The sequence below is a fragment of the Streptomyces sp. DSM 116795 genome, assembly GCF_055792905.1.
This window is the reverse complement of sequence record NZ_CM147707.1, coordinates 6,948,604-6,971,897: the sequence shown is the minus strand read 5'-3', so window position 1 is coordinate 6,971,897 and position 23,294 is coordinate 6,948,604. Positions and strand designations below refer to the sequence as shown.

At 68.4% G+C, this 23,294-nt stretch carries 13 protein-coding genes and 2 rRNA genes; 6 read left to right on the top strand and 9 right to left on the bottom strand.

Annotated elements, in window-relative coordinates; all coding sequences use genetic code 11:
• Positions 1 to 52: 52 nt before the first annotated feature.
• Positions 53 to 3,177, bottom strand: a 23S ribosomal RNA gene (locus ACSMXX_RS30115).
• A gap of 341 nt (positions 3,178 to 3,518) precedes the next feature.
• Positions 3,519 to 5,046 (bottom strand): 16S ribosomal RNA (locus ACSMXX_RS30110).
• Together the 16S and 23S rRNA genes form the textbook arrangement of a ribosomal RNA operon.
• Positions 5,047 to 5,539: 493 nt before the next feature.
• Here ACSMXX_RS30110 and ACSMXX_RS30105 point away from each other — a divergent pair.
• Both ACSMXX_RS30105 and ptsP read left to right on the top strand, forming a co-directional pair.
• A complete protein-coding gene (locus ACSMXX_RS30105; protein ID WP_473181808.1) occupies positions 5,540 to 5,989 on the top strand; it encodes a PTS sugar transporter subunit IIA in 450 nt (149 codons plus the stop codon).
• An 87-nt stretch (positions 5,990 to 6,076) separates the two neighbouring features.
• Positions 6,077 to 7,747 (top strand): phosphoenolpyruvate--protein phosphotransferase, encoded by a 1,671-nt coding sequence (gene ptsP, locus ACSMXX_RS30100; RefSeq protein WP_473185040.1) that lies wholly within the window; start codon positions 6,077 to 6,079, stop codon positions 7,745 to 7,747.
• A 78-nt stretch (positions 7,748 to 7,825) separates the two neighbouring features.
• Here ptsP and ACSMXX_RS30095 read toward each other — a convergent pair whose 3' ends face one another.
• Both ACSMXX_RS30095 and ACSMXX_RS30090 read right to left on the bottom strand, forming a co-directional pair.
• Positions 7,826 to 8,764, bottom strand: coding sequence for a hypothetical protein (locus ACSMXX_RS30095; RefSeq protein WP_473181807.1), 939 nt, complete (start codon positions 8,762 to 8,764; stop codon positions 7,826 to 7,828).
• An 83-nt stretch (positions 8,765 to 8,847) separates the two neighbouring features.
• Positions 8,848 to 10,884, bottom strand: coding sequence for an acetoacetate--CoA ligase (locus tag ACSMXX_RS30090; RefSeq protein ID WP_473181806.1), 2,037 nt, complete (start codon positions 10,882 to 10,884; stop codon positions 8,848 to 8,850).
• Positions 10,885 to 11,172: 288 nt separating this feature from the next.
• Here ACSMXX_RS30090 and ACSMXX_RS30085 point away from each other — a divergent pair, with 288 nt between their 5' ends.
• Entirely contained in the window at positions 11,173 to 13,422 is a 2,250-nt protein-coding gene (locus tag ACSMXX_RS30085; RefSeq protein WP_473181805.1) for a TIM-barrel domain-containing protein, read from the top strand.
• A 14-nt stretch (positions 13,423 to 13,436) separates the two neighbouring features.
• Entirely contained in the window at positions 13,437 to 14,300 is an 864-nt protein-coding gene (locus ACSMXX_RS30080; protein WP_473181804.1) for a M15 family metallopeptidase, read from the top strand.
• Between the two features lie 249 nt (positions 14,301 to 14,549).
• On the opposite strand, the gene ACSMXX_RS30075 is transcribed toward ACSMXX_RS30080, so the two are convergent.
• On the bottom strand, positions 14,550 to 16,010 hold the full coding sequence (locus ACSMXX_RS30075) for an aldehyde dehydrogenase family protein (protein ID WP_473185039.1): 1,461 nt from the start codon (positions 16,008 to 16,010) through the stop codon (positions 14,550 to 14,552).
• Between the two features lie 529 nt (positions 16,011 to 16,539).
• On the opposite strand from ACSMXX_RS30075, the gene ACSMXX_RS30070 reads away from it, so the two are divergent.
• Positions 16,540 to 17,274, top strand: a complete 735-nt coding sequence (locus ACSMXX_RS30070; RefSeq protein ID WP_473181803.1) for an MIP/aquaporin family protein — start codon at positions 16,540 to 16,542, stop codon at positions 17,272 to 17,274.
• Positions 17,275 to 17,336: 62 nt separating this feature from the next.
• Positions 17,337 to 18,845, top strand: coding sequence for a glycerol kinase GlpK (gene glpK / locus ACSMXX_RS30065; RefSeq protein WP_473181802.1), 1,509 nt, complete (start codon positions 17,337 to 17,339; stop codon positions 18,843 to 18,845).
• A 91-nt stretch (positions 18,846 to 18,936) separates the two neighbouring features.
• On the opposite strand, the gene ACSMXX_RS30060 is transcribed toward glpK, so the two are convergent.
• Genes ACSMXX_RS30060 through ACSMXX_RS30045 form a run of 4 tightly spaced genes read right to left on the bottom strand, consistent with a single transcriptional unit; the run spans position 18,937 to position 23,207 of the window.
• Positions 18,937 to 19,566 carry a GTP-binding protein gene (locus ACSMXX_RS30060; protein WP_473181801.1) on the bottom strand — a complete coding sequence of 210 codons (630 nt, stop codon included), beginning with the start codon at positions 19,564 to 19,566 and terminating at the stop codon, positions 18,937 to 18,939.
• On the bottom strand, positions 19,547 to 20,026 hold the full coding sequence (locus ACSMXX_RS30055) for a DUF742 domain-containing protein (protein WP_473181800.1): 480 nt from the start codon (positions 20,024 to 20,026) through the stop codon (positions 19,547 to 19,549). The genes ACSMXX_RS30060 and ACSMXX_RS30055 overlap by 20 nt, the downstream gene beginning before the upstream one ends.
• 23 nt (positions 20,027 to 20,049) lie before the next feature.
• A complete protein-coding gene (locus ACSMXX_RS30050; RefSeq protein ID WP_473181799.1) occupies positions 20,050 to 20,493 on the bottom strand; it encodes a roadblock/LC7 domain-containing protein in 444 nt (147 codons plus the stop codon).
• On the bottom strand, positions 20,490 to 23,207 hold the full coding sequence (locus ACSMXX_RS30045) for a sensor histidine kinase (protein ID WP_473181798.1): 2,718 nt from the start codon (positions 23,205 to 23,207) through the stop codon (positions 20,490 to 20,492). The genes ACSMXX_RS30050 and ACSMXX_RS30045 overlap by 4 nt, the downstream gene beginning before the upstream one ends.
• Between the last annotated feature and the right edge of the window lie 87 nt (positions 23,208 to 23,294).

Here is a 23,294-nt window from a genome sequence, read left to right as displayed (position 1 = left end):
GGGGGTGTGGGGGTTGTTGCTTCAGATACCGCACAGTGGACGCGTAGCACATGTGGTCAAGCCCTCGGCTTATTAGTACCGGTCAACTCCAACCCTCACGGGTCTTCCATATCCGGCCTATCAACCCGGTCATCTCCCGGGAGCCTTAACCCCACACAGGGGGTGGGAGTCCTCATCTCGAAGCAGGCTTCCCGCTTAGATGCTTTCAGCGGTTATCCCTCCCGAACGTAGCCAACCAGCCATGCTCTTGGCAGAACAACTGGCACACCAGAGGTCCGTCCGTCCCGGTCCTCTCGTACTAGGGACAGCCCTTCTCAAGACTCCTACGCGCGCAGCGGATAGGGACCGAACTGTCTCACGACGTTCTAAACCCAGCTCGCGTACCGCTTTAATGGGCGAACAGCCCAACCCTTGGGGCCGACTCCAGCCCCAGGATGCGACGAGCCGACATCGAGGTGCCAAACCATCCCGTCGATATGGACTCTTGGGGAAGATCAGCCTGTTATCCCCGGGGTACCTTTTATCCGTTGAGCGACGGCGCTTCCACAAGCCACCGCCGGATCACTAGTCCCGACTTTCGTCCCTGCTCGACCCGTCAGTCTCACAGTCAAGCTCCCTTGTGCACTTACACTCACCACCTGATGACCAACCAGGCTGAGGGAACCTTTGGGCGCCTCCGTTACATTTTAGGAGGCAACCGCCCCAGTTAAACTACCCACCAGACACTGTCCCTGATCCGGATCACGGACCCAGGTTAGACATCCAGCACGATCAGAGTGGTATTTCAACAACGACTCCACACCCGCTGGCGCGAATGCTTCACAGTCTCCCACCTATCCTACACAAACCGAACCGAACACCAATATCAAGCTATAGTAAAGGTCCCGGGGTCTTTCCGTCCTGCTGCGCGAAACGAGCATCTTTACTCGTAGTGCAATTTCACCGGGCCTATGGTTGAGACAGTCAAGAAGTCGTTACGCCATTCGTGCAGGTCGGAACTTACCCGACAAGGAATTTCGCTACCTTAGGATGGTTATAGTTACCACCGCCGTTTACTGGCGCTTAAGTTCTCAGCTTCGCCACACCGAAATGTGACTAACCGGTCCCCTTAACGTTCCAGCACCGGGCAGGCGTCAGTCCGTATACATCGCCTTACGGCTTCGCACGGACCTGTGTTTTTAGTAAACAGTCGCTTCTCGCTGGTCTCTGCGGCCACCACCAGCTCCCCCAGCACGTGGGATCACCAGCCGTGGCCCCCCTTCTCCCGAAGTTACGGGGGCATTTTGCCGAGTTCCTTAACCATAGTTCACCCGAACGCCTCGGTATTCTCTACCAGACCACCTGAGTCGGTTTAGGGTACGGGCCGCAACAGCACTCGCTAGAGGCTTTTCTCGACAGCATAGGATCATCCACTTCACCACAATCGGCTCGGCATCAGGTCTCAGGCCCATGTCATGCGGATTTACCTGCATGACGCCCTACACCCTTACCCCGGGACAACCACCGCCCGGGCTGGACTACCTTCCTGCGTCACCCCATCACTCACCTACTACAGACTCGGACCGCCGGCTCCACCACACCCACAGCATCCCGAAGGACACCGCAGGGGGCTTCACGGGCTTAGCATCACCTGATTCAGCGCTGGCGCACTGCCACGGGTACCGGAATATCAACCGGTTATCCATCGACTACGCCTGTCGGCCTCGCCTTAGGACCCGACTTACCCTGGGCAGATCAGCTTGACCCAGGAACCCTTAGTCAATCGGCGCACACGTTTCTCACGTATGTATCGCTACTCATGCCTGCATTCTCACTCGCATACCGTCCACAACTCGCTTACACGGCTGCTTCACCCGGCACACGACGCTCCCCTACCCACCCACACACCCGTTAGGGCTCACATATGAGTGACACGACGTCGGCGGTGTGCTTGAGCCCCGCTACATTGTCGGCGCGGAATCACTTGACCAGTGAGCTATTACGCACTCTTTCAAGGATGGCTGCTTCTAAGCCAACCTCCTGGTTGTCTCTGCGACTCCACATCCTTTCCCACTTAGCACACGCTTAGGGGCCTTAGTCGATGCTCTGGGCTGTTTCCCTCTCGACCATGGAGCTTATCCCCCACAGTCTCACTGCCGCGCTCTCACTTACCGGCATTCGGAGTTTGGCTAAGGTCAGTAACCCGGTAGGGCCCATCGCCTATCCAGTGCTCTACCTCCGGCAAGAAACACACGACGCTGCACCTAAATGCATTTCGGGGAGAACCAGCTATCACGGAGTTTGATTGGCCTTTCACCCCTAACCACAGGTCATCCCCCAGGTTTTCAACCCTGGTGGGTTCGGGCCTCCACGAAGTCTTACCTCCGCTTCACCCTGCCCATGGCTAGATCACTCCGCTTCGGGTCTTGAACACGCTACTAAACGCCCTCTTCGGACTCGCTTTCGCTACGGCTCCCCCACACGGGTTAACCTCGCAACATGCCGCAAACTCGCAGGCTCATTCTTCAAAAGGCACGCAGTCACGACGCACCAAGCAAGCTTGGCACGCGACGCTCCCACGGCTTGTAGGCACACGGTTTCAGGTACTCTTTCACTCCGCTCCCGCGGTACTTTTCACCATTCCCTCACGGTACTATCCGCTATCGGTCACCAGGGAATATTTAGGCTTGACGGGTGGTCCCGCCAGATTCACACAGGATTTCTCGGGCCCCATGCTACTCGGGAAAAAGACAAGTGAGCCATCACAATTTCAGCTACGGGGGTCTTACCCTCTACGCCGGGCCTTTCGCATACCCTTCGCCTATTGCAATGGTTTCTGACTCACCCAGCCGCCGGCAGACGACTGAAGCCCCATCCCACAACCCCGTACATGCAACCCCTGCCGGGTCTCACACACATACGGTTTAGCCTCATCCAGTTTCGCTCGCCACTACTCCCGGAATCACGGTTGTTTTCTCTTCCTGCGGGTACTGAGATGTTTCACTTCCCCGCGTTCCCTCCACACACCCTATACATTCAGATGCAGGTGACAGCCCATGACGACTGCCGGGTTTCCCCATTCGGACACCCCCGGATCACAGCTCGGTTGACAACTCCCCGGGGCCTATCGCGGCCTCCCACGTCCTTCATCGGTTCCTGGTGCCAAGGCATCCACCGTGCGCCCTTAAAAACTTGGCCACAGATGCTCGCGTCCACTGTCCAGTTCTCAAACAACAACCAGCCACCCACCACCCACGCCCACAGACGCAGTACACCGGGACCGGCACCAAGAGACCCACGACCACACGGCCGTACTCTCAGACACCCAACAGCGCGCCCGGCCCCCGCCACCGGCCCGTCCTCCGTTCCACACCCCGTCCGAAGACGAGGCAGTACTTGGATGACAGGCCCGCGACAGCAGACCGAATAGTCAACGTTCCACCCATGAGCAGACCACCGTCGGACATTCGCCGACGAAATGGCTCTGGACGGCAGGACCTCCGAACGGGAGGTGAACCCTGTCGCCACATGCTCCTTAGAAAGGAGGTGATCCAGCCGCACCTTCCGGTACGGCTACCTTGTTACGACTTCGTCCCAATCGCCAGTCCCACCTTCGACGGCTCCCTCCCACAAGGGGTTGGGCCACCGGCTTCGGGTGTTACCGACTTTCGTGACGTGACGGGCGGTGTGTACAAGGCCCGGGAACGTATTCACCGCAGCAATGCTGATCTGCGATTACTAGCGACTCCGACTTCATGGGGTCGAGTTGCAGACCCCAATCCGAACTGAGACCGGCTTTTTGAGATTCGCTCCACCTCACGGCATCGCCACTCATTGTACCGGCCATTGTAGCACGTGTGCAGCCCAAGACATAAGGGGCATGATGACTTGACGTCGTCCCCACCTTCCTCCGAGTTGACCCCGGCAGTCTCCCGTGAGTCCCCAGCACCACAAGGGCCTGCTGGCAACACGAGACAAGGGTTGCGCTCGTTGCGGGACTTAACCCAACATCTCACGACACGAGCTGACGACAGCCATGCACCACCTGTACACCGACCACAAGGGGGACCCTGTCTCCAGGGTTTTCCGGTGTATGTCAAGCCTTGGTAAGGTTCTTCGCGTTGCGTCGAATTAAGCCACATGCTCCGCCGCTTGTGCGGGCCCCCGTCAATTCCTTTGAGTTTTAGCCTTGCGGCCGTACTCCCCAGGCGGGGCACTTAATGCGTTAGCTGCGGCACGGACAACGTGGAATGTCGCCCACACCTAGTGCCCAACGTTTACGGCATGGACTACCAGGGTATCTAATCCTGTTCGCTCCCCATGCTTTCGCTCCTCAGCGTCAGTATCGGCCCAGAGATCCGCCTTCGCCACCGGTGTTCCTCCTGATATCTGCGCATTTCACCGCTACACCAGGAATTCCGATCTCCCCTACCGAACTCCAGCCTGCCCGTATCGAATGCAGACCCAGGGTTAAGCCCCGGGCTTTCACATCCGACGCGACAAGCCGCCTACGAGCTCTTTACGCCCAATAATTCCGGACAACGCTTGCACCCTACGTATTACCGCGGCTGCTGGCACGTAGTTAGCCGGTGCTTCTTCTGCAGGTACCGTCACTCACGCTTCTTCCCTGCTGAAAGAGGTTTACAACCCGAAGGCCGTCATCCCTCACGCGGCGTCGCTGCATCAGGCTTCCGCCCATTGTGCAATATTCCCCACTGCTGCCTCCCGTAGGAGTCTGGGCCGTGTCTCAGTCCCAGTGTGGCCGGTCGCCCTCTCAGGCCGGCTACCCGTCGTCGCCTTGGTAGGCCATCACCCCACCAACAAGCTGATAGGCCGCGGGCTCATCCTGCACCGCCGAAGCTTTCCACCACCAGAGCATGCGCCCGGCAGTCCCATACGGTATTAGACCCCGTTTCCAGGGCTTGTCCCGAAGTGCAGGGCAGATTGCCCACGTGTTACTCACCCGTTCGCCACTAATCCCCGGCCGAAACCGGTTCATCGTTCGACTTGCATGTGTTAAGCACGCCGCCAGCGTTCGTCCTGAGCCAGGATCAAACTCTCCGTGAATGCCTCAAAAAGACAGACCACAAAGAGCGGCACAACCAGGAGGAATAATCCCGGCATGCCAGCACCCTCGCTGTCATCAAAGAAATCCACACCCCTCAAAAACCCGGGATGCGGGGTATCAACATATCTGGCGTTGACTTTTAGCACGCTGTTGAGTTCTCAAAGAACGGACGCTTCCATCACAACCCTGCCACAGGCCACTCCGGGCGCTTCCCTCTCGGTAAACCCGACACTATCAAACTCCTTGCCCCGCAAACGAATTGGGGCTGTCGGCCGAGCTGTCGGGCACCAGGCCGGGGGGCGACGTTACCGGGCCGCAGAAGCAGGGGCAAATTGATTTCCCGCGGCTCGGGCCCGTGCAGGGCCGGGACGCACACGCCACACCTCATGCTCGGGCTGAGCGGGCCGTTTCCATGACTTACGCTTCTCAACGATGCGCCGTCCAGGACAGGTCGGGGACGGCGGACGTTCCGTTCCCTCACCGGGAGGCACCATGACCACCGTTACGTCCCCCCTGGCCGGAGTCGCCGTCGGGCTTTCGTCGGTGCCCGACCCTGTTTTCTCAGCGGCGATGGTCGGACCGGGTACCGCCGTTGATCCGGTACGGGAGCGCATCGAAGCTGTCTCCCCTGTGGACGGGATCATCGTCTCGCTGCATCCGCACGCCTTCGTCGTCGTCGATCCGGACGGACATGGTGTGCTGACTCATCTGGGGATCGACACGGTCCAGCTCAACGGAGAAGGTTTCGAACTCCTCGCCGCCAAGGGCGACACGGTGGAGCGCGGACAGGCGCTCGTGCGCTGGGATCCGGCCGTCATCGAACAGGCGGGGAAGTCGCCCATCTCACCGGTGATCGCGCTCGAGGCCGCCGCCGACTCGCTTGGGGCCGTACTGGAGGAGGGCGTCGTCGACACTGGTACGACGCTCTTCAAGTGGAAGTGACGTCCGTACCCGCTCCCGCGCAGAGCGTCGGGTACGCGTGAAGTACAGCGGTGGCCGGGCTCACCGCACCAACCGGAGATGAGTGAGATGGACACACCCCTTCGAGGTGTCGGCGTAAGTCACGGAGTGGCGATCGGTGAGGTCCGGCACATGGGTACGGCGGTCATGGAGCCGCCGGCCAGGCAGATCTCCGAGTCGGAGGCGCCGCGGGAGCAGCAACGCGCGCAGCGTTCGGTCGAAGCCGTGGCCAACGACCTGATGGCCAGGGGCAATCTCGCGGGCGGCGAAGCGCAGGCAGTCCTCGAGGCGCAGGCCATGATGGCGCAGGATCCCGAACTGCTGGCCGACGTCGAACGGCGTATCGCGGTGGGAAGCACGGCGGAACGAGCTGTCTACGACGCCTTCGCCGCCTACCGGGCTCTGCTCGCCGGTGCCGGCGAGTACCTCGCGGGCCGGGTCGCGGACCTCGACGACGTGCGGAACCGCATCGTCGCGCGGCTGATGGGCGTTCCGATGCCCGGTGTGCCCGACAGCGACCAGCCGTACGTGCTCATCGCGCGCGACCTGGCTCCGGCCGACACCGCGCTGCTGGATCCGGGGCTCGTGCTCGGCTTCGTGACGGAAGAGGGCGGTCCGACCAGCCACAGCGCCATCCTTGCCCGTGCGTTGGGAGTGCCCGCCGTCGTGGCGCTTGCGGGTGCCTGCGAGGTGGCGGAGGGCACCGTCGTGGCTGTCGACGGCAGCACCGGCACCGTGCGGGTGTCGCCGACCGAGGAGGAGCAGGCCGAGCTGGCCAGGGAGGCGCGTGAGCGGAAGGCATCGCTGGACGCCGCCAAGGGGCCGGGGGCGACGTCCGACGGTCACAAGGTGCCGCTGCTGGCCAACGTCGGCGGGCCCGCGGATGTGAGCGCCGCTGTCGAGGCCGGCGCGGAAGGCGTCGGGCTGTTCCGCACCGAGTTCCTCTTCCTCGACGACAGCACGAAGGCGCCCTCCGAGGAGAAGCAGGTCACGGCCTACAGGCAGGTGCTGGAGGCCTTTCCGGAGGGGCGCGTCGTCGTGCGTGTGCTGGACGCCGGGGCAGACAAGCCGCTGGACTTCCTCACACCGGCCGACGAACCCAACCCAGCGCTCGGAGTCCGTGGTCTGCGTACGCTGCTCGACCACCCCGAGGTGCTCCAGGGACAGCTCGCCGCGCTGGCGAAGGCGGCCGACGGGCTGCCGGTCTACCTGGAGGTGATGGCCCCGATGGTGGCCGACCGCGCCGACGCCAGGGCGTTCGCGGACGCCTGCCGTGCAGCGGGGCTGGAAGCCAAGTGCGGGGTGATGGTGGAGGTGCCCTCGGCTGCGTTGCGTGCGCGGTCCGTGCTGCAGGAGGTGGAGTTCCTCTCGCTGGGGACGAACGATCTCGCGCAGTACACCTTCGCCGCGGACCGTCAGGTGGGTGCCGTCTCCCGGCTGCAGGACCCCTGGCAGCCTGCGTTGCTGGATCTGGTGGCGCTGGCGGCCGAGGCGGCCGCGGCGGAGGGGAAGAGCTGCGGAGTGTGCGGGGAGGCGGCCGCCGACCCGCTGCTCGCGTGTGTGCTGACAGGGCTCGGGGTGACGAGCCTGTCTATGGGCGCAGCGTCCATTCCGTACGTACGGGCGACGCTGGCCAAGCACACTCTGGCCCAGTGTGAGCGCGCGGCCGCGGCGGCGAGGGCGGCGGACAGCGCGCAGGACTCGCTGGTCGCCGCGCAGGCCGTGCTCTCCGGCGAGTGAACCCGGGGCCGGCCGCCGGTCCGCGACCGGTGTCGTGCTGACGCCGCCCGCGGACCACCGCCAGCCCTGCGGGACGGGTCAGCAGTGCAGTTCACCCCCCGGGTGCGACAGGTGGTGGCCGGGCGCGTGCTCGACCCCGGGCTCCGGGGCCACCGGCTCCCGTGTGGCCGGGTCGGTGCAGTAGGCGGCGAAGACCTCGGCGGCACTCAGCGGCCTCAGCCAGCACCGCCCCGGGTCGAGCCGCCACCCGCGCACCACGTCACCCGGCGGCGCCCCGTCGGATCCGTCACCGCCTCGTCCGGCGGCGGCGCGGGCCTCCGAACGGAGCACGAGGCCGCCGTGGCTGCCGGTGGCGAACCCCGCCGCGAGCGCCGTGGTCAGTGCCAGCGCCGCGGACTCGTGGGCGTGGCAGGCGCCTTGGGCCGTGCGGCGCACATCGAGTGCCGCGGCGAGTGGTGAGCCCGGGACGGCGACACTGGCGACCAGATGGTGGACACCGGGCCCGGCCGCGTCGAGGAGAGCGCTCAGCGCGAGTGCGGCACGGTCGAAGGCCGCCTTCCCGATGTCGGTGCCGCACCGGCCGCAGGAACCCGCCCTGGCCAGGATCTCGGCTCCCGCCTGCCAGGTGAGCCGGCACACGTGTGCGTCGCGGAGCTGCGGCAGCAGACGGGCGAGGGCCTGTCCCCGGTACGGCACCGTGGTGCCGGTCACGGCGACCTCGGCGACATACCGCCCGCGGCTGGCCGCGGTGTCGGGGTCGAGCCGCTGCTCCTGGCAGAACAGCTCGTAGTCGACAGGGTCGAACAACGCCACACGGGTGTGCACGTGATCGGCCGTCAGCGCGCGCAGCATCCCTTCCAGCTGCCTCAGATAGCTCTGGTGATCGTCGAAGCTGAAGGATCCGTACGTCCGCATGCGCGCGAAGTGCGACTCGTCGGCCAGCACCGGGACGATGCTGGGTGCTTCGCGACGCAGGGTGCGGTGGCGGCTGCGTCTGCGGCTTCTGGTGTGTGCCATGGGCTCCCCCTCGGGCCGTACGGATCACTTGCTCACTCACCGTAATCGGGGGGTCTGACAACGGGCCGCCGCGGCCGCCTCGCTCAGCCGGTGCGGTCCTGAGCGAGCCGTTCGTAGAAGCGGAGGAGCTCGACGTCGTCGACGGATCCGGGATTGACGGCCTTGTCCAGGCGGGTGCCCTGGAGCAGGCGTTTCACGGGGACTTCGAGGCGCTTGCCGGTGAGCGTGTGCGGCACGCCCTCGATCTCGATGATCTCGTCGGGCACGTGGCGCGGAGAGAGCCCTTCCCGGATGGTCTGCCTGATGCGGTCACGCAGTGTGTCGTCGAGCTCGGCTCCCTGGGCGAGGTGGACGAAGAGCGGCATCCAGTAGCCCCCGTCCGCCTGTTCGACTCCGATGACGAGGGATTCGCGGATCTCGGGCAGCCGCTCCACGGCCTCGTAGATGTCGGCGGACCCCATGCGCACGCCCTGCCGGTTGAGCGTGGAGTCCGAACGGCCGTGGATGACCACGGTGTTGCGGCCGGTGAGCGTGATCCAGTCGCCGTGCCGCCAGACGCCGGGGAACATCTCGAAGTAGCTCTCGCGGTAGCGCGATCCGTCCGGGTCGTTCCAGAAGCGGATGGGCATGGAGGGCAGAGGGCAGGTGACGACGAGTTCGCCGACTTCGTCCGTGAGCGGCTTGCCCTGCGGGTCCCAGGACTGCAGGTCCGTCGCGAGTGAGGGCGCCTGCAGCTCGCCCGTGTGCACGGGGAGGGTGGGGACGGCGCCGGCGAAGCAGCTGCAGACGTCGGTGCCGCCGCTGACGGAGGCGATCCACATGTCCTCGGAGACCTCGTCGTGGATCCAGCGGAAACCGTCGGGCGGCAGCGGCGAGCCGGTGGTGGCGACGCACTTGACGCGGGAGAGGTCGAGGTCTCGGCCCGGGTGGATGCCGGCCTTGCGGCAGGCCATGACGTACGCGGCCGAGGTGCCGAAGAAGGTGGTGCCGGTGCGGGCTGCCACCTGCCACTGCGCGTTCATGTCCGGATGGCCCGGGCTGCCGTCGTAGGTGACGACGGTGCTGCCGGTGAGGAGACCGGAGATGAGGAAGTTCCACATCATCCAGCCGGTGGAGGTGTACCAGAAGAAGCGGTCCCCGGGGCCGGTGTCGCAGTGCAGGCCGAGCTGCTTGAGGTGTTCCAGGAGGATGCCGCCCTGCGACTGCACGATCGCCTTCGGCAGCCCCGTGGTGCCGGAGGAGTAGAGAACCCACAGCGGATGGTCGAAGGGCACCTGCTCGAAGACGGGAGCGCTGTCGGCGGAACCGGCCGGGGCGGCGGTCAGGGCGGACCACTCCAACGTCCCGTCGGGGGCCGGGGTGCCGAGCAGGGGGATGTGAACCACCGCGCGCAGACTGGGCAGTTCGCGGCGGAGTTCGGCGACGGTCTCGCGGCGGTCGTGTTCCTTGCCGCCGTAACGGTATCCGTCCACCGTGAACAGCACGGCCGGCTCGACCTGCTGGAAGCGGTCGAGGACGCTGCGGGCACCGAAGTCCGGCGCGCAGGACGTCCACACCGCTCCGACGGCGGCGGACGCGAGCAGGGCGACGACCGCCTGGGGAACGTTTGGCAGGTAGCCGCTGACGCGGTCGCCCGGCCGTACGCCGAGCCGGCGCAGTTCGGCGGAGAGGGAGCCCACTTGGCGGCGGAGTTCGCCCCAGGTGACAGGGCTCGGCTCGTGCTCCTCGTCGACGTGCAGCAGGGCCGGGTCGTCGACTCGTGCCGGGTCCTCGGCCATGCGCAGCGCGTGCTCGGCGTAGTTGAGCCTCGCTCCGGGGAACCATTCGGCGCCGGGCATGGCGGAGTCGGCCAGCACCGTCTCGTAAGGGGTGGAGAAGCGGACGTCGAACCATTCGGTGAGCGCCTGCCAGAAAGAGGTCAGTTCCTCCACGGACCAGCGGTGCAGTGCGGCGTAGCTCGCCTCCGGGTCGCCGGGTACGGCGGCGGGCGCACCGTGGTGTTCGGCCGCCCACGCCTGGAAGCGTGTGATCCGTGCGCCAGCAACGCGGTCCGGGCCCGGCCGCCAGAGAGGCTCCGGCGAGACGGGCTGCGGTTGCGGTGTGCTGTGCGCGGCGGTCATGGCGGCTCCCGGTCCGGATGGGCTGGCGGCACGCCTTGCGGGCGTACGTGTGGCTGACCTGGACGATGCCATGTGATCAACACTCACGCCAGGGCGCACACCACATGCCCGCCTCGCAGCGAATGTGGCGGGAGCACCCTCTGACGGTGGCAGGCACAGGCGCCCGCCCCACACGCCGGCGGAGGCGCGTGGAGGCGCGGAGACGCATGGCACGAGCGGATGTTCAATGAGTGAACTCCGGTTGAACGCCGGTGACGGACGGCGCTCCGCGCTGGCACGCTGAACAGCATGGATGGGCGTGGCCTGGTGGGGGCGGTGCGGGCGGCGGGCGCGGCGTGGCGGTCGAAGCCGGGGGGTTCCAGTCCTGGACGGACCAAGGCCCAGCGGGCCTCGTGGGGGCTGCGGCGTGGCGCAGCCGGGCGGCAGCGGTCCCGGGGAGCCGAGCGGGCCCGGGTGCCCGGGCCCGCGAGCGGCGCTGTGGCGCGGCCGGGGGGCGGGACGATCCGGTTCGAGCGGTCGTCGCTCTCCGTACGTGTCGCTGTGGGCGGTGCCGTCTTCCTCGGCTGGGACGAGGCGGGACCGAGCCCTTCGTACGCGCTGCCCGGACCCGTTCCGGAAGCGGACACCCGTGCTGTGCTGGAGCCGGACAAGGACGGCGGATGGCGGCTGGTCTCGGAGCGGCTGCTGCTGACGGTCTCCCGTCACGGGACGGTCGAAGTACGCACTCCCGGCGGTGAGTTGCTGCGCAGGGACCTGCCGCCGCGCTGGTGGGAGACGTCCGGCGGCCGGGATGGGAACTCCGACGAGCCGGCCGGGGAGCGGGAGACGGCGGAGCAGAGGAAGGCGGAGCGGGAGACGGCCGAGCAGGAGGGCGACCGGGATCCCGTCGTGGACGGGGCGGCGGCCGGGCGCAGCGAGGCCGCCGCGCGGCAGGAGCCCGGAGCGGAGGTGCCGCCCGCCGGGCGGGGCGGCCGGTGGATGCACCGCTCCCAAGTGGCCGCCGACGCCCGCTTCTTCGGGCTCGGCGGACGTACGTGCGGACCCTGCCTGCCCGACGGTTCGTACCCGCTGCGCAAGCGCGGCCCCGCCACTGCCCCGGACGGCGCCCGGCACGGGGACGACGCGCCGGACCTCTCCATGCCCGTACAGCTAGTCGTCGCGGACGCGGGCACTCATCTGGTCTTCCACGACAACCCCGGCGAGGGCCGGGTGACGTTGCGCCAGGGCCTGGAGGGAAGAGGCTCGGGACACGACCGCCCGGGGCACAGCCAAATCCGCATGGCCGGGGGGCCGTTGCGCTATTGGGTGATGGCGGGGCCGCCGGCCCGGGTGCTGCACGGCTGGGCACGCCTGACAGGTGCCCCTGTGCTGCCGCCCGGGTGGGCGCTGGGGCACCAGCACGCGGGCGCCGGGTCCGGCCGGGGGCCCAGTCAGGTCGCGGCGGGGTACCGCGAGCATGAACTGCCCCTGCGTGCCGTCCACTTGGACGGCGACGCCGGACACGTGGGGCACGCCGCGAACCGGATACTCAGGGGCGAACGCGGGCGGCGGGCCGATCTGCCTCCGCCGGCCGCCGAGTTGCAGGAGTACGGAGTCCGTCTCGTGTCCGGCGACGACACCCGGGACACCGCTTCATCGGCGCCCTCGGCCACCCAGGACCCGTCCGGCACAGCGCACGACGGCGCCAAGTTCGCCCTCTCGCACGGCGGTTGGGCAGGCATGCAGCGCGACGGAGGCACCCGGGGCGGCGAGGTGGCCACAGGATGGGAAGGGCTGCGGGAGTCGCTGTCCCTGGTGGTGGGGCTGGGTCTGTGCGGCGTGCCGTATTCCGGCCCGGGGATCGGAGGGCCCGCCGGCACCCCGTCTCCGGAGCTGTATCTGCGCTGGTTCCAACTCGCCGCGTACTTCCCGCTGTTCCACGTTCACGTCGCCAAGGGGACCGGCGCAAGGGAGCCTTGGGCGTTCGGGGACGAGGTGCTGTCGGGCTGCGCGTCGGCCATGGCCGAACGGGAGAGGCTGCGGCCGTACTTCACCACGCTCGCCCATCTCGCGCACCGCACCGGCGCTCCGTACGTACGTCCGCTGTGGTGGCAGCATCCACGTGAGCGGTCGCTGCGCGACTGCGGCGACGCCTTTCTGCTGGGCGACGCGCTGCTGGTGGCCCCGGTGCTGGAGGAGGGCGCCCGCCGGCGGACGGTGCGGCTGCCGCACGGCCGCTGGTACGAGACGGTGACGGGCGAGATGCACGAAGGTCCGGGCGAAGTTCTCCTCGACGCCCCGCTGTCGCGGATCCCCGTGCTGGCCCGTGCCGGAGCGGCGGTACCGGTGACCGGCACGGACCGGGGCACGGAACTGGAGGTCTGGACGCCCGCACCGGGACGGAGAGGCAAGGGGCTGGTGATCCGCGACGCCGGTGCGGAGCGCGGTGAACTGCCGCCGCCCGCGGAGCGCTTCACGGTCCTGCGACGCGGCGGCGCCACGGTGGTGACTCGCGAGGACGGTGCTCCCGTGGGCTACCCGGTGCGGCTGCGAAGCTGATAGACGAATGGGCCATGGCAGCATTCAGAGGATCATTCAGCCGCACGGCGCTCACTGCCGGGCTGCTCGCCCTGGCAACCCTCGTGTCCGCAGCACCCGCCGCCTCGGCCGCGGCCAGTGCGGCCGGTGACCCCGCTCAGCGAGGACACCGGGACGGCGGGCACCAAGACCCCTCCGCTCCCAGGGAGTTCGTCGCGCTGCGCGACGTCGCCCCCACCGTCCTTCAGGAGATCCGCTACCGGACGCGGCACAACTTCGTCGGCGACCGCGTGCACGGCTACCGGCAGAGCATGTGCATCGTCACCCGCGACACCGCCGAGGCGCTGCGAACGGCGCAGCGCTCGCTCCTCGGGAAGGGCTACTCCCTGAAGGTGTACGACTGTTACCGCCCGCAGCGGGCGGTCGACCACTTCGTGGAGTGGGCGAAGGACCTGGACGACGAGCGTATGAAGGACGAGTTCTATCCGCGCGTCGAGAAGGACCGCCTCTTCGAGGACGGCTACATAGCCGAGAAGTCCGGCCACAGCAGGGGCAGCACGGTCGATCTGACGCTGGTGCGGCTGCCGGCGAAGCCGACGCGCCCGTACCGGCCGGGTGAGCCGCTCGTGTCCTGCTTCGCGCCGCAGGATGTGCGCTTCCCCGACAACTCCGTGGACATGGGCACCGGTTACGACTGTTTCGACACGCTCTCGCACACCCTCGATCCGCGTATCGAGGGCAAGCAGCGGGCGAACCGGATGCTGCTGAAGAACACGATGGAGAAGTCCGGGTTCACCAACCTCCCCGAGGAGTGGTGGCACTACACCCTCACGGAAGAGACGTTCCCCGAGACCTACTTCGACTTCCCCGTCTGGCGTCGCGCGCTCGAAGGACACTGAACGGCGACCGTCGGGGCGGCAGGCCGGCAGGGTGCCGGCCTGCGGTTTCCCCGGGGCTCCGGCGGACGGGCCCGGCACCGTACGGCGGCACGGAGCCACCCCCGTGGGTCCCGTGCCGCCGTACTGACGTCGTGGACGGCGGCGGCAACGGGACGGTTCGCCGCCTGGACGGTCCGTACACACGTGTACGCGTCCGGTGACACGGCCGTGACATCCGGGACCGGGCCGGCTGCCGGCGGGCCCCGAGCCTCAGAAGGGGTAGTGCGCGTGCCGGGTGGCCAGCGTGACCCAGCGGGTGTTGCTGAACGCCTCGATGCCCCAGCGGCCGCCGAACCGGCCGTAGCCGGACGCCTTGAATCCGCCGAAGGGGACCTGGGGTTCGTCCGCGACCGACTGGTCGCCCACGTGCACGATGCCGGTGCGTATGCGGCGCGCGAGGGCGAGCCCGTGCGTGCCGTTCTCGGTGATGATGCCGCAAGTCAGGCCGTGTTCGGTGTCGTTGGCCAGAGCGACTGCTTCGTCGTCGTCGGTGAAGGTGGCGACAGCGCAGACGGGGCCGAACGCCTCGCCGTGGTACAGCTCCATGCCGGGGGTGACCCCGGTGAGCACGGTGGCGGGGTGCACGGCGTTCTCCGGTGCGCCTCCCCCGGTGAGCACCGCGGCGCCCTTGCCGACGGCGTCCCGGACGAGAGCCGCGACCCGTTCCGCGGACTCGGTGCTCACCATCGGCCCGATGACGGTGGTGGGTTCGGCCGGACCGCCGTGCGGCAGCGCGGCCACCTTCGCGGTGAACTTCTCGGTGAACTCCTCGGCCAGCGAGGTGTGCACCAGGATCCGGTCGCCCGACATGCAGATCTGGCCCGCGTTCATGAAGACCGCGAACGTAGCGGCGTCGACGGCGTAGTCGACGTCGGCGTCGTCGAGCACGATGACGGAGTTCTTGCCGCCCAACTCCAGGACGGCGGGCTTGAGATGCTGCGCCGCGAGATTGCCTATGAGGCGGCCGACACCCGTCGAACCGGTGAAGTTGACCGCGCACACAGCCGGTTCGGCCACCAGCGCCGCGGCGACCTCGGCGGCGTCCCCGGGGTCGTTGCTGACGACGTTGAGCACACCGTCGGGCAGGCCGGCCTCCCGCAGTACGTCCGCCACGAAGTAACCGCAGGCCAGCGGTGCGTCCTCGCTGGGTTTGACGACGACGGTGTTCCCCGCGGCGAGCGGCGCGGCCACGGCCCGGGTCCCCAGGATGACAGGGGCGTTCCACGGCGCGAACGCCGCCACGACACCGACCGGCTCACGGACGGCGAGGCTCAGCGTCCCGTCGTCCTGCGGCGTCAGCACCTCGCCCTGGGGTGCGCTGACCGCTGCCGCCGCCTCGCGGAGCATCCCGGAGGCCAGCTGCACGTTGAAGAGGGCCCAGGGGCGGCTGCCTCCCGCCTCCTGCGCCATGAGCGTCGCGGCCTCCTCGCCGCGGGAGTCCAGGATGTCGGCGGCCTTGAGGAATACGGCACGGCGCTCGGCGGGCCCGGTCGCCGCCCAGGACGGGAACGCCGCGTCGGCGGCCGCCACCGCACGGCGCACATCCTCCGGTCCGCCGGCGGCGACCGTGGCGTAGACCTCGCCGGTGTACGGGTTGTGATCCTCGGCCCTGCGTCCGGAGGCGGCGGGGACATCCTTCCCGCCGATGAACAGGTCGCGGTGGACGGTCATGCCGGGGCCTCCCGAGGTGGCGGCGGTGCTGAGCGAGGTCCGACCGCCGGTGCGGGGCCGTGAGCCGCCGGACGCCGCGAGCAGGACCATGTTCGCCAGGCGAACTTTCGTTCATATTGCTAGCCGGAGTCTCCGGCTGTCCCGACGCGGGTGTCAACGGTCGTGGCCCGCCCAGCACTCCCCAGCCCGCCCGCAGGAAACGGAATCCTCCCGGCGATCCCGTGCGGGCCAAGGGTCCGTGACCGCTCCACCGGCCCCCCCGGATCCGGGGGAAATACGGAGCGGATAACTCCGACACGGCGGCGATGTCGATGACCTCCACGGCCCGGCACGTCCATGATGTCAATGCCCTTGACGGTCCCTCAGCTGCGATGAACACTGCCGACACGCTCGTCACGGAGACCGGGCGGGGTGGCGCCGGACCGTGATCAGCGGCCCTCTGCCCTGGCGCCGGCTCCGTGCCAGATCAAGCACCATCCCGAAGGAACGTCCGGGGGCGCCTCCCCCGGCCAAGGGACAAGGAGCCGTCATGAGCCAGTTCTCCAACACGGACATCTTCGCGGGTGAGGTGATCGGCACCGCGATTCTCATCCTCTTCGGAGCCGGTGTCTGTGCCGCCGTCAATCTGCGATTCTCCAAGGCCGCCGCATCCGGCTGGGTGGTCATCGCCTTCGGCTGGGGCTTCGGCGTGCTCGCCGGCGCCTACACGGCACTGCCGCTCTCGGGCGGGCACATCAACCCCGCGGTGACCGTTGGCATCGCCCTCGACAGCGGCGAGTGGAGCAAGGTGCCGCTCTACATAGCCGCGCAGATGATCGGCGCCGTCATCGGTGCCGTCCTGGTGTGGGTGGCCTACTACGCACAGTTCGCCGCCAACGCCGACCCCGAGTTCGCCCAGGGGACGCTCGGCAACTTCTCCACCATCCCCGAGGTGCGCAACCCGGGTGCCAATCTCGCCACCGAGATAGTCGCCACCATCGCGCTGGTTCTGCCGATCCTCGCCTTCGGTGCGACTTCGGCGCTCGCCGAGAACGGCACGCAGGTTCTCATCGTCGCCCTGCTCGTCGTCGGCATCGGGCTCTCGCTCGGCGGCCCGACCGGGTACGCCATCAACCCCGCCCGGGACCTCGGGCCCCGCATAGCTCACGCGCTGCTGCCCATCCCCAACAAGGGCGGGTCGGACTGGGGTTACTCCTGGGTCCCGGTCGCCGGTCCGCTCATCGGGGCCGCGATAGCGGCGGGCATCTTCAAACTCGCCTTCTGATCCCGGGCCGAGCGCCCCGGGACTTCTCTCCAGCACTCCGGTTCGGACAAGGGGACGCGACCATGTCGGACAAGTTCGTCGCAGCGATCGACCAGGGCACCACATCGAGCCGCTGCATCATCTTCAACCAGGACGGCGCCGTCGTAGCCGTCGACCAGCGCGAGCACCGCCAGATCTTCCCGAAGCCGGGGTGGGTGGAGCACGACGCCACCGAGATCTGGTCCAAGGTGCAGGCGGTGGTGGCCGGGGCGATCGCCAAGGCCGGTCTGCGGGCCGACCAGCTGAGCGCGCTGGGCATCACCAACCAGCGTGAGACCACCGTCCTGTGGGACAGGAAGACCGGCAAGCCGGTGCACAACGCCATCGTCTGGCAGGACACCCGCACGGCCACCCTCTGCAACGAACTGGGCGGCTCGGACGGCCAGGACCGCTTCCGCGACCGTACGGGCCTGCCGCTGGCGAGCTACTTCGCCGGGCCCAAGGTCGCCTGGCTGCTGGACAACGTGCCCGGCCTGCGGCAGCGCGCCGAAGCCGGCGACATCGCCTTCGGCACCATCGACTCCTGGCTGATCTGGAACCTCACGGGAGCCACGGACAGCGGGGTGCACGTCACCGACGTCACCAACGCCGGGCGCACCATGCTGATGAACCTGGAGACGCTCCAGTGGGACCAGTCCATCCTCGACGCGATGAACGTGCCTGCGGCCGTGCTGCCGGAGATCAGGTCCTCGGCCGAGGTGTACGGGACGGCCCACGGCCAGGTCGCCGGGGTGCCGGTGGCGTCCGCGCTCGGCGACCAGCACGCGGCGCTGTTCGGCCAGACGTGCTACTCCGTCGGCGAGGCCAAGAACACCTACGGCACCGGCTCCTTCCTGCTGCTGAACACCGGTCAGCGGCCCGTCCCCAGCAAGAACGGCCTGCTGACGACGATGGCCTACCAGCTCGGCGGTGACGCTCCCACGTACTGCCTGGAAGGGTCGATCGCCATCACGGGCGCGCTCGTCCAGTGGTTCCGCGACCAGCTCGGCATCATCAGCGAGGCCGCCGAGATCGAGACGCTCGCCGCGAGCGTCGACGACAACGGCGGTGCCTACATCGTCCCGGCCTTCTCGGGGCTGTTCGCTCCGTACTGGCGCTCGGACGCGCGCGGCGTGGTGGCCGGGCTTACCCGTTACGTCACGAAGGGGCACCTGGCACGCGCGGTGCTGGAGGCCACCAGCTGGCAGACGCGCGAGGTCGTGGACGCCATGTACCAGGACTCCGGCGTCCACATCACCAGCCTGAAGGTCGACGGCGGCATGACCGAGAACAATCTCCTCATGCAGCACCAGGCGGACGTGCTCGGCGTACCGGTGATCCGGCCGGTCGTCGCGGAGACCACATGTCTCGGCGCTGCCTACGCGGCAGGGCTGGCGACAGGGGTCTGGTCCGACCTGGACGAGCTCAGCAGCCACTGGAAGCGCGACGCGGAGTGGACTCCCCAGATGGACCAGGACGCCCGGGACCGGGAGTACCACAACTGGCGCAAGGCGGTGGAGCGCAGCTTCGGCTGGCTGGAGGACGGCGAGTGACCGGCTGACGGCGGCTCACCGGTTCCGCGGCGCGCGGCAGTACCGCAGCGCCGCATGGCAGCACCGGAGCCCCGTCCGGTCCCGGCGGCGTTCAGCGCGCCGGGGCCGGGCGGGGCTCCGTCTGCTGGGCGGCCACGGCACGGCGCATCGCATGCTCGACGACGGAGACCAGCACGTCGCGGACGGATTCGCGGCGGCGGGCGTCGCACACCAGCACCGGCACCTCCGCGTCCAGGTCGAGCGCCTCGCGGATGGCGTCGGGCGGGTAGACCTCGGCGCCGTCGAAGTGGTTGACCGCGACGGTGAACGGGATGCTCCGGCGTTCGAAGTAGTCGATGCCGGCGAAGCTGTCCTCCAGCCGCCGTGTGTCGACGAGCACGACCGCGCCCAGTGCCCCCTGCGCCAGCTCGTCCCAGAGGAACCAGAACCGGTCCTGTCCGGGCGTGCCGAACAGGTAGAGCACCAGGCCGTCGTTGATGGTGATGCGGCCGAAGTCCATGGCGACGGTCGTCGTGGACTTCGACTCCACGCCGGCGGTGTCGTCCACCGGGCGGCCCGCCTCGGTGAGTGTCTCCTCCGTGCGCAGCGGTTTGATCTCGCTGACGGAGCCGACGAGAGTTGTCTTGCCGACGCCGAATCCGCCGGCCACGAGAAGTTTCAGCGTCACCGGTTCGGCTGGTGACGCCTTGCTCGCGCCTCGCTTAGAGCGCCCGAAGGCCATCGATTACCTCTCTGAGAATGCTTTCGTCCGGCAGTTCCGCCGGAGGGACGGGCCTGCTCACGCGTACCCAGTCGGCGTCGATGAGGTCCCCGATGAGAACGCGTACGACGCCGACGGGAAGGTCGAGTTCGGCGGCCAGCTCGGCGACGGACTGCGGAGCACGGCGGCACTGGACGACGATGTCGACATGCTCCGGAGCGAGGGAGTTGTCCGCGAGCACATCCGTGTTGTCCAGGGCGCCGCCGCCGGTGTCCTCACCGGCCGCGCCCTCGTGATTGTCGCCGCCGCCGTCGCCGCTCTCCTGGGCCTTCGCTGCCCCTTCACCGTCCCGGCCCTGCGCGATCACGAGGGCGATGAGGTCGAGGCGTACATCGTCGGAGCTGCTGCGGGTGCGGCCGCGCGTCATGGCGTACGGCCGCACCACAGGCCCAGCGGCGTCGTCGAACCAGCGGTCCGTCATCACTGTGTCCCGTTCAGATCCCGTCAGTTGCCGCTGGTGCGGCTCGGCGGGCCCGACCGGGGGGCGGTGCCCAGGTGTGCACCGACCCGCTTGACCAGGAGTGTCATCTCGTAGGCGATCAGTCCGACGTCGGCGTCCGCCTCGGCGACCACGGCGAGGCAGCTGCCGTCCCCGGCTGCAGTGACGAAGAGGAACGCCTCCTCCAGTTCGACGACGGTCTGGCGCACTCCGCCCACGTCGAAGTGCCGGCCGACGCCCTTGGCGAGGCTGTGGAAACCGGACGCGACGGCGGCCAGATGCTCGCCGTCCTCCCGCGTCAGGTCCTGGGAGGCCCCACGGGGCAGCCCGTCGCCGGAGAGGACGAGAGCCTTGCTGATGCTGCCGACACGCTGGACCAACTCGTCCAGGAGCCAGTTGAGTTCACCGCTCCCAGAAGCGTTGCTCTCCGTGCCTTTCGGTGCGGTCATCGACCGTCCCCCTCCGGTGTCGTTCCTGGTGCTGACTCCGCCGCCTCGTCCCCCGATGCGCCGGCGTTGTGCAGGCGGCCGCGCTGCCAGCCACGCTGGAGCGAGGCCATCCGGCTGCGTACCTCGTCCGCGTCGCGGTTGGCGAGATCGTCGGAGCGGGGACCTTGGTCGCCGCCGCTCCCCGGTGCGCTGTCGCCCGAATTCTGTTTGAGCTGGGGTGCCAGGCTCGCCTGGCGGACCCTGCGGGGCAGTCCGGAGACCGTACCGGACTGAGCGGGACCGGCGGACGGCGTGGTGCCTGGACCCGTACCGGCGTCCGCGGAGTGGTCCTGGCTGCCCGGACGGTCCCGGCGCCCTTCCGTGGCGTCGGCCTCCTGAGCCTCTGAGGCCTCCTCGTCGCGTCCGACCGTACGCCCGTGGTCGGCGACCAGCACCGGCGTACGGGGGCGGCGGCGCGGCAGCGGGGCCAGGCCGCCCCGGCCCTCTCCGGACGACGTGGGACGGGAGGAGCCCTCGGAGTCGTCCTCGGCCTGCTGGTGCTGTTCGAGGCCGGGCCTGGGACCGCCCAGGGCGGGGCCGGGGGCGCTGTGGAGCGGGGTCTGGCGGCCGCCGTTCGCGTCGTCCCTGCCGTTCCCGTGACCGGAGCCCTCCTCCAACTCGCCTAGCGGGGCCTCCAGTTCGACGGGTCCGTCGAGGGCGGCCCGCTCCCGCGGAGTCCCACTCGCCCCCGGAGCGGAAGGACCGCGGGTGAGAGCGTCCAGCCGGGTACCGGAGACGCCGTTGCCCGACGGCTCCCGCTCGACCCGGTCGTCGTCGTGCCCCGAGGTCTCCGTGAGGATCCTGCCGGGGAGCAGGACGACGGCCGTGGTGCCCCCGTACGGCGAGGGCTGCAGCGATACGCGTACACCCTGGCGCTGTGCGAGCCGGGAGACCACGAATAGTCCGAGGCGGTCGGTGTCGGAGAGTTCGAACTCCGGTGTCTCCGCGAGCCGCAGGTTCGCTTCGAGGAGCGCGTCGGCCGCCATGCCGAGTCCGCGGTCGTGGATCTCCAGGGTGTAGCCGTTCGCGACGCGTTCGCCCAGGACCTGCACCGCCGTGTGAGGAGGCGAGTAGACGGTGGCGTTCTCCAGGAGTTCGGCGATGAGGTGCGTGAGGTCGGCGACGGAACCGCCGTCCACCGCAAGCCGCGGCAGGCGGCGGACCTCGATGCGTTCGTAGTCCTCGACCTCGGCGACGGCGGCGCGTACGACGTCCATCAGCTGCACCGGCTTGCGCCACTGCCGGGAGGGCGCGGCTCCGGAGAGGATCACGAGCCCTTCAGCGTGGCGGCGCATGCGGGTGGTGAGGTGGTCGAGGCGGAAGAGGTCGGCGAGTTCGTCGGAGTCCTCGGTGCGCCGCTCCATGTGGTCCAGGAGGCTCAGCTGCTTGTGCAGCAGAACCTGGTTCCGGCGGGCCAGGTTGACGAACACCTCGGAGACGCCGCGGCGCATGTCCGCCTGTTTCACGGCCGCTTCGACGGCGGCGCGCTGCAGGGTGTTGACGGCCTGGCCGACCTGCCCGGCCTCGTCCTGCGAGTACTCCAGCTTCGGCGCCTCGGTCTCGATGTCGACGGCCTCGCCGGCGGCGAGACGGCGCATCACGCTCGGCAGCCGCACTCCGGCGGCCTCCTGTGCCTCTCTGCGCAGGGTGCGCAGATCGCGTACGAGGCCGCGGCCGACCCGGAAGGAGATGACCACCGAGGCGATGACGGCGGCGGCACCGAGGACGGCCGCCGCTCCGGCCTGGATGAGCACCTTGGTCGCATCCGGCTGCACGCGCTGCTCGTAGCGGTCGCGGGCCTCGAAGTTCATGCGCTCGAGATCGGTGAGGACCGTGGAGGTCGCCGACTGCCAGCGTTCCGCGTTCACCACGCCGTCGGTGCCCCGGCTGCCCGCCGCGATGACGGCGTCCTCGTAACTGCGCAGCGTGCCCCCGTCGGTGCCGTTCCAGTACGCGTCGAAGACCTGGCGTTCCTCGGCGGGCAGTTCCGCGAGGGTCGTCTCGTAGGTGAGGTTGCGTTCGGCGACGCGGTCGGAGAACGCGCGCCGGTCGCCGCTGGTCATCTTCCCGGAGGCGAGCGCCGCGGCCATCAGCGCGTCCTCGCGGGAGAGATACTCGCGTGCCCGTACGAGGCCGACGAGGGCGCGTCCCTGCTTGTCGAGGTCGACGTCGTCGAGGCCGCCCAGCGCGCTGAGGAACGTGTAGCAGGGGTCGATGAGTCCGTTGTACGCCTGGAAGGCGCCGCCGCGGGTGAGCGTGCTCTCCCCCGCCTTGCGGACCTTCTTCAGGCCTTCGAGCTTGTCCAGCATCGCGTCGAGGCGCTGGTGCGCGTTGACCGTGAGGTTCGAACGCAGCCCGGGCGCACGGGCGTTGGAGCGCAGCTTCGCGATCTGCGCGTCTGTGTCCCGCTGTTGCTTCTTCATCTGGGTCAGCGCCTCGGAGCCACGCGGGTCCGCGAGGTAGACCATCACCTGCCGCCGCTCCCGCTGGAGCGCCTGAGCTGCGTCCTGCGCTGGGTCGCCCACCTTGTCGACGGTGTTGACCACGTTCAGCAATTCCTGCGCCTGACGGCCGGTGATGTACGTGGCGAAGGCCCAGATGGACACCAGAGACAGCAGCGGCACCAGCAGCAGCACCACGATCTTCCGGCGGATCGACCTACCGCGCAAGCGCATGGCCTCCCCTAGTCAACCCCGTCCGCTCGGGGGCGAGTTCCGACAGCAAACGGCGTGAGCCTACTACTGACGCAGTACCCAGTCGTA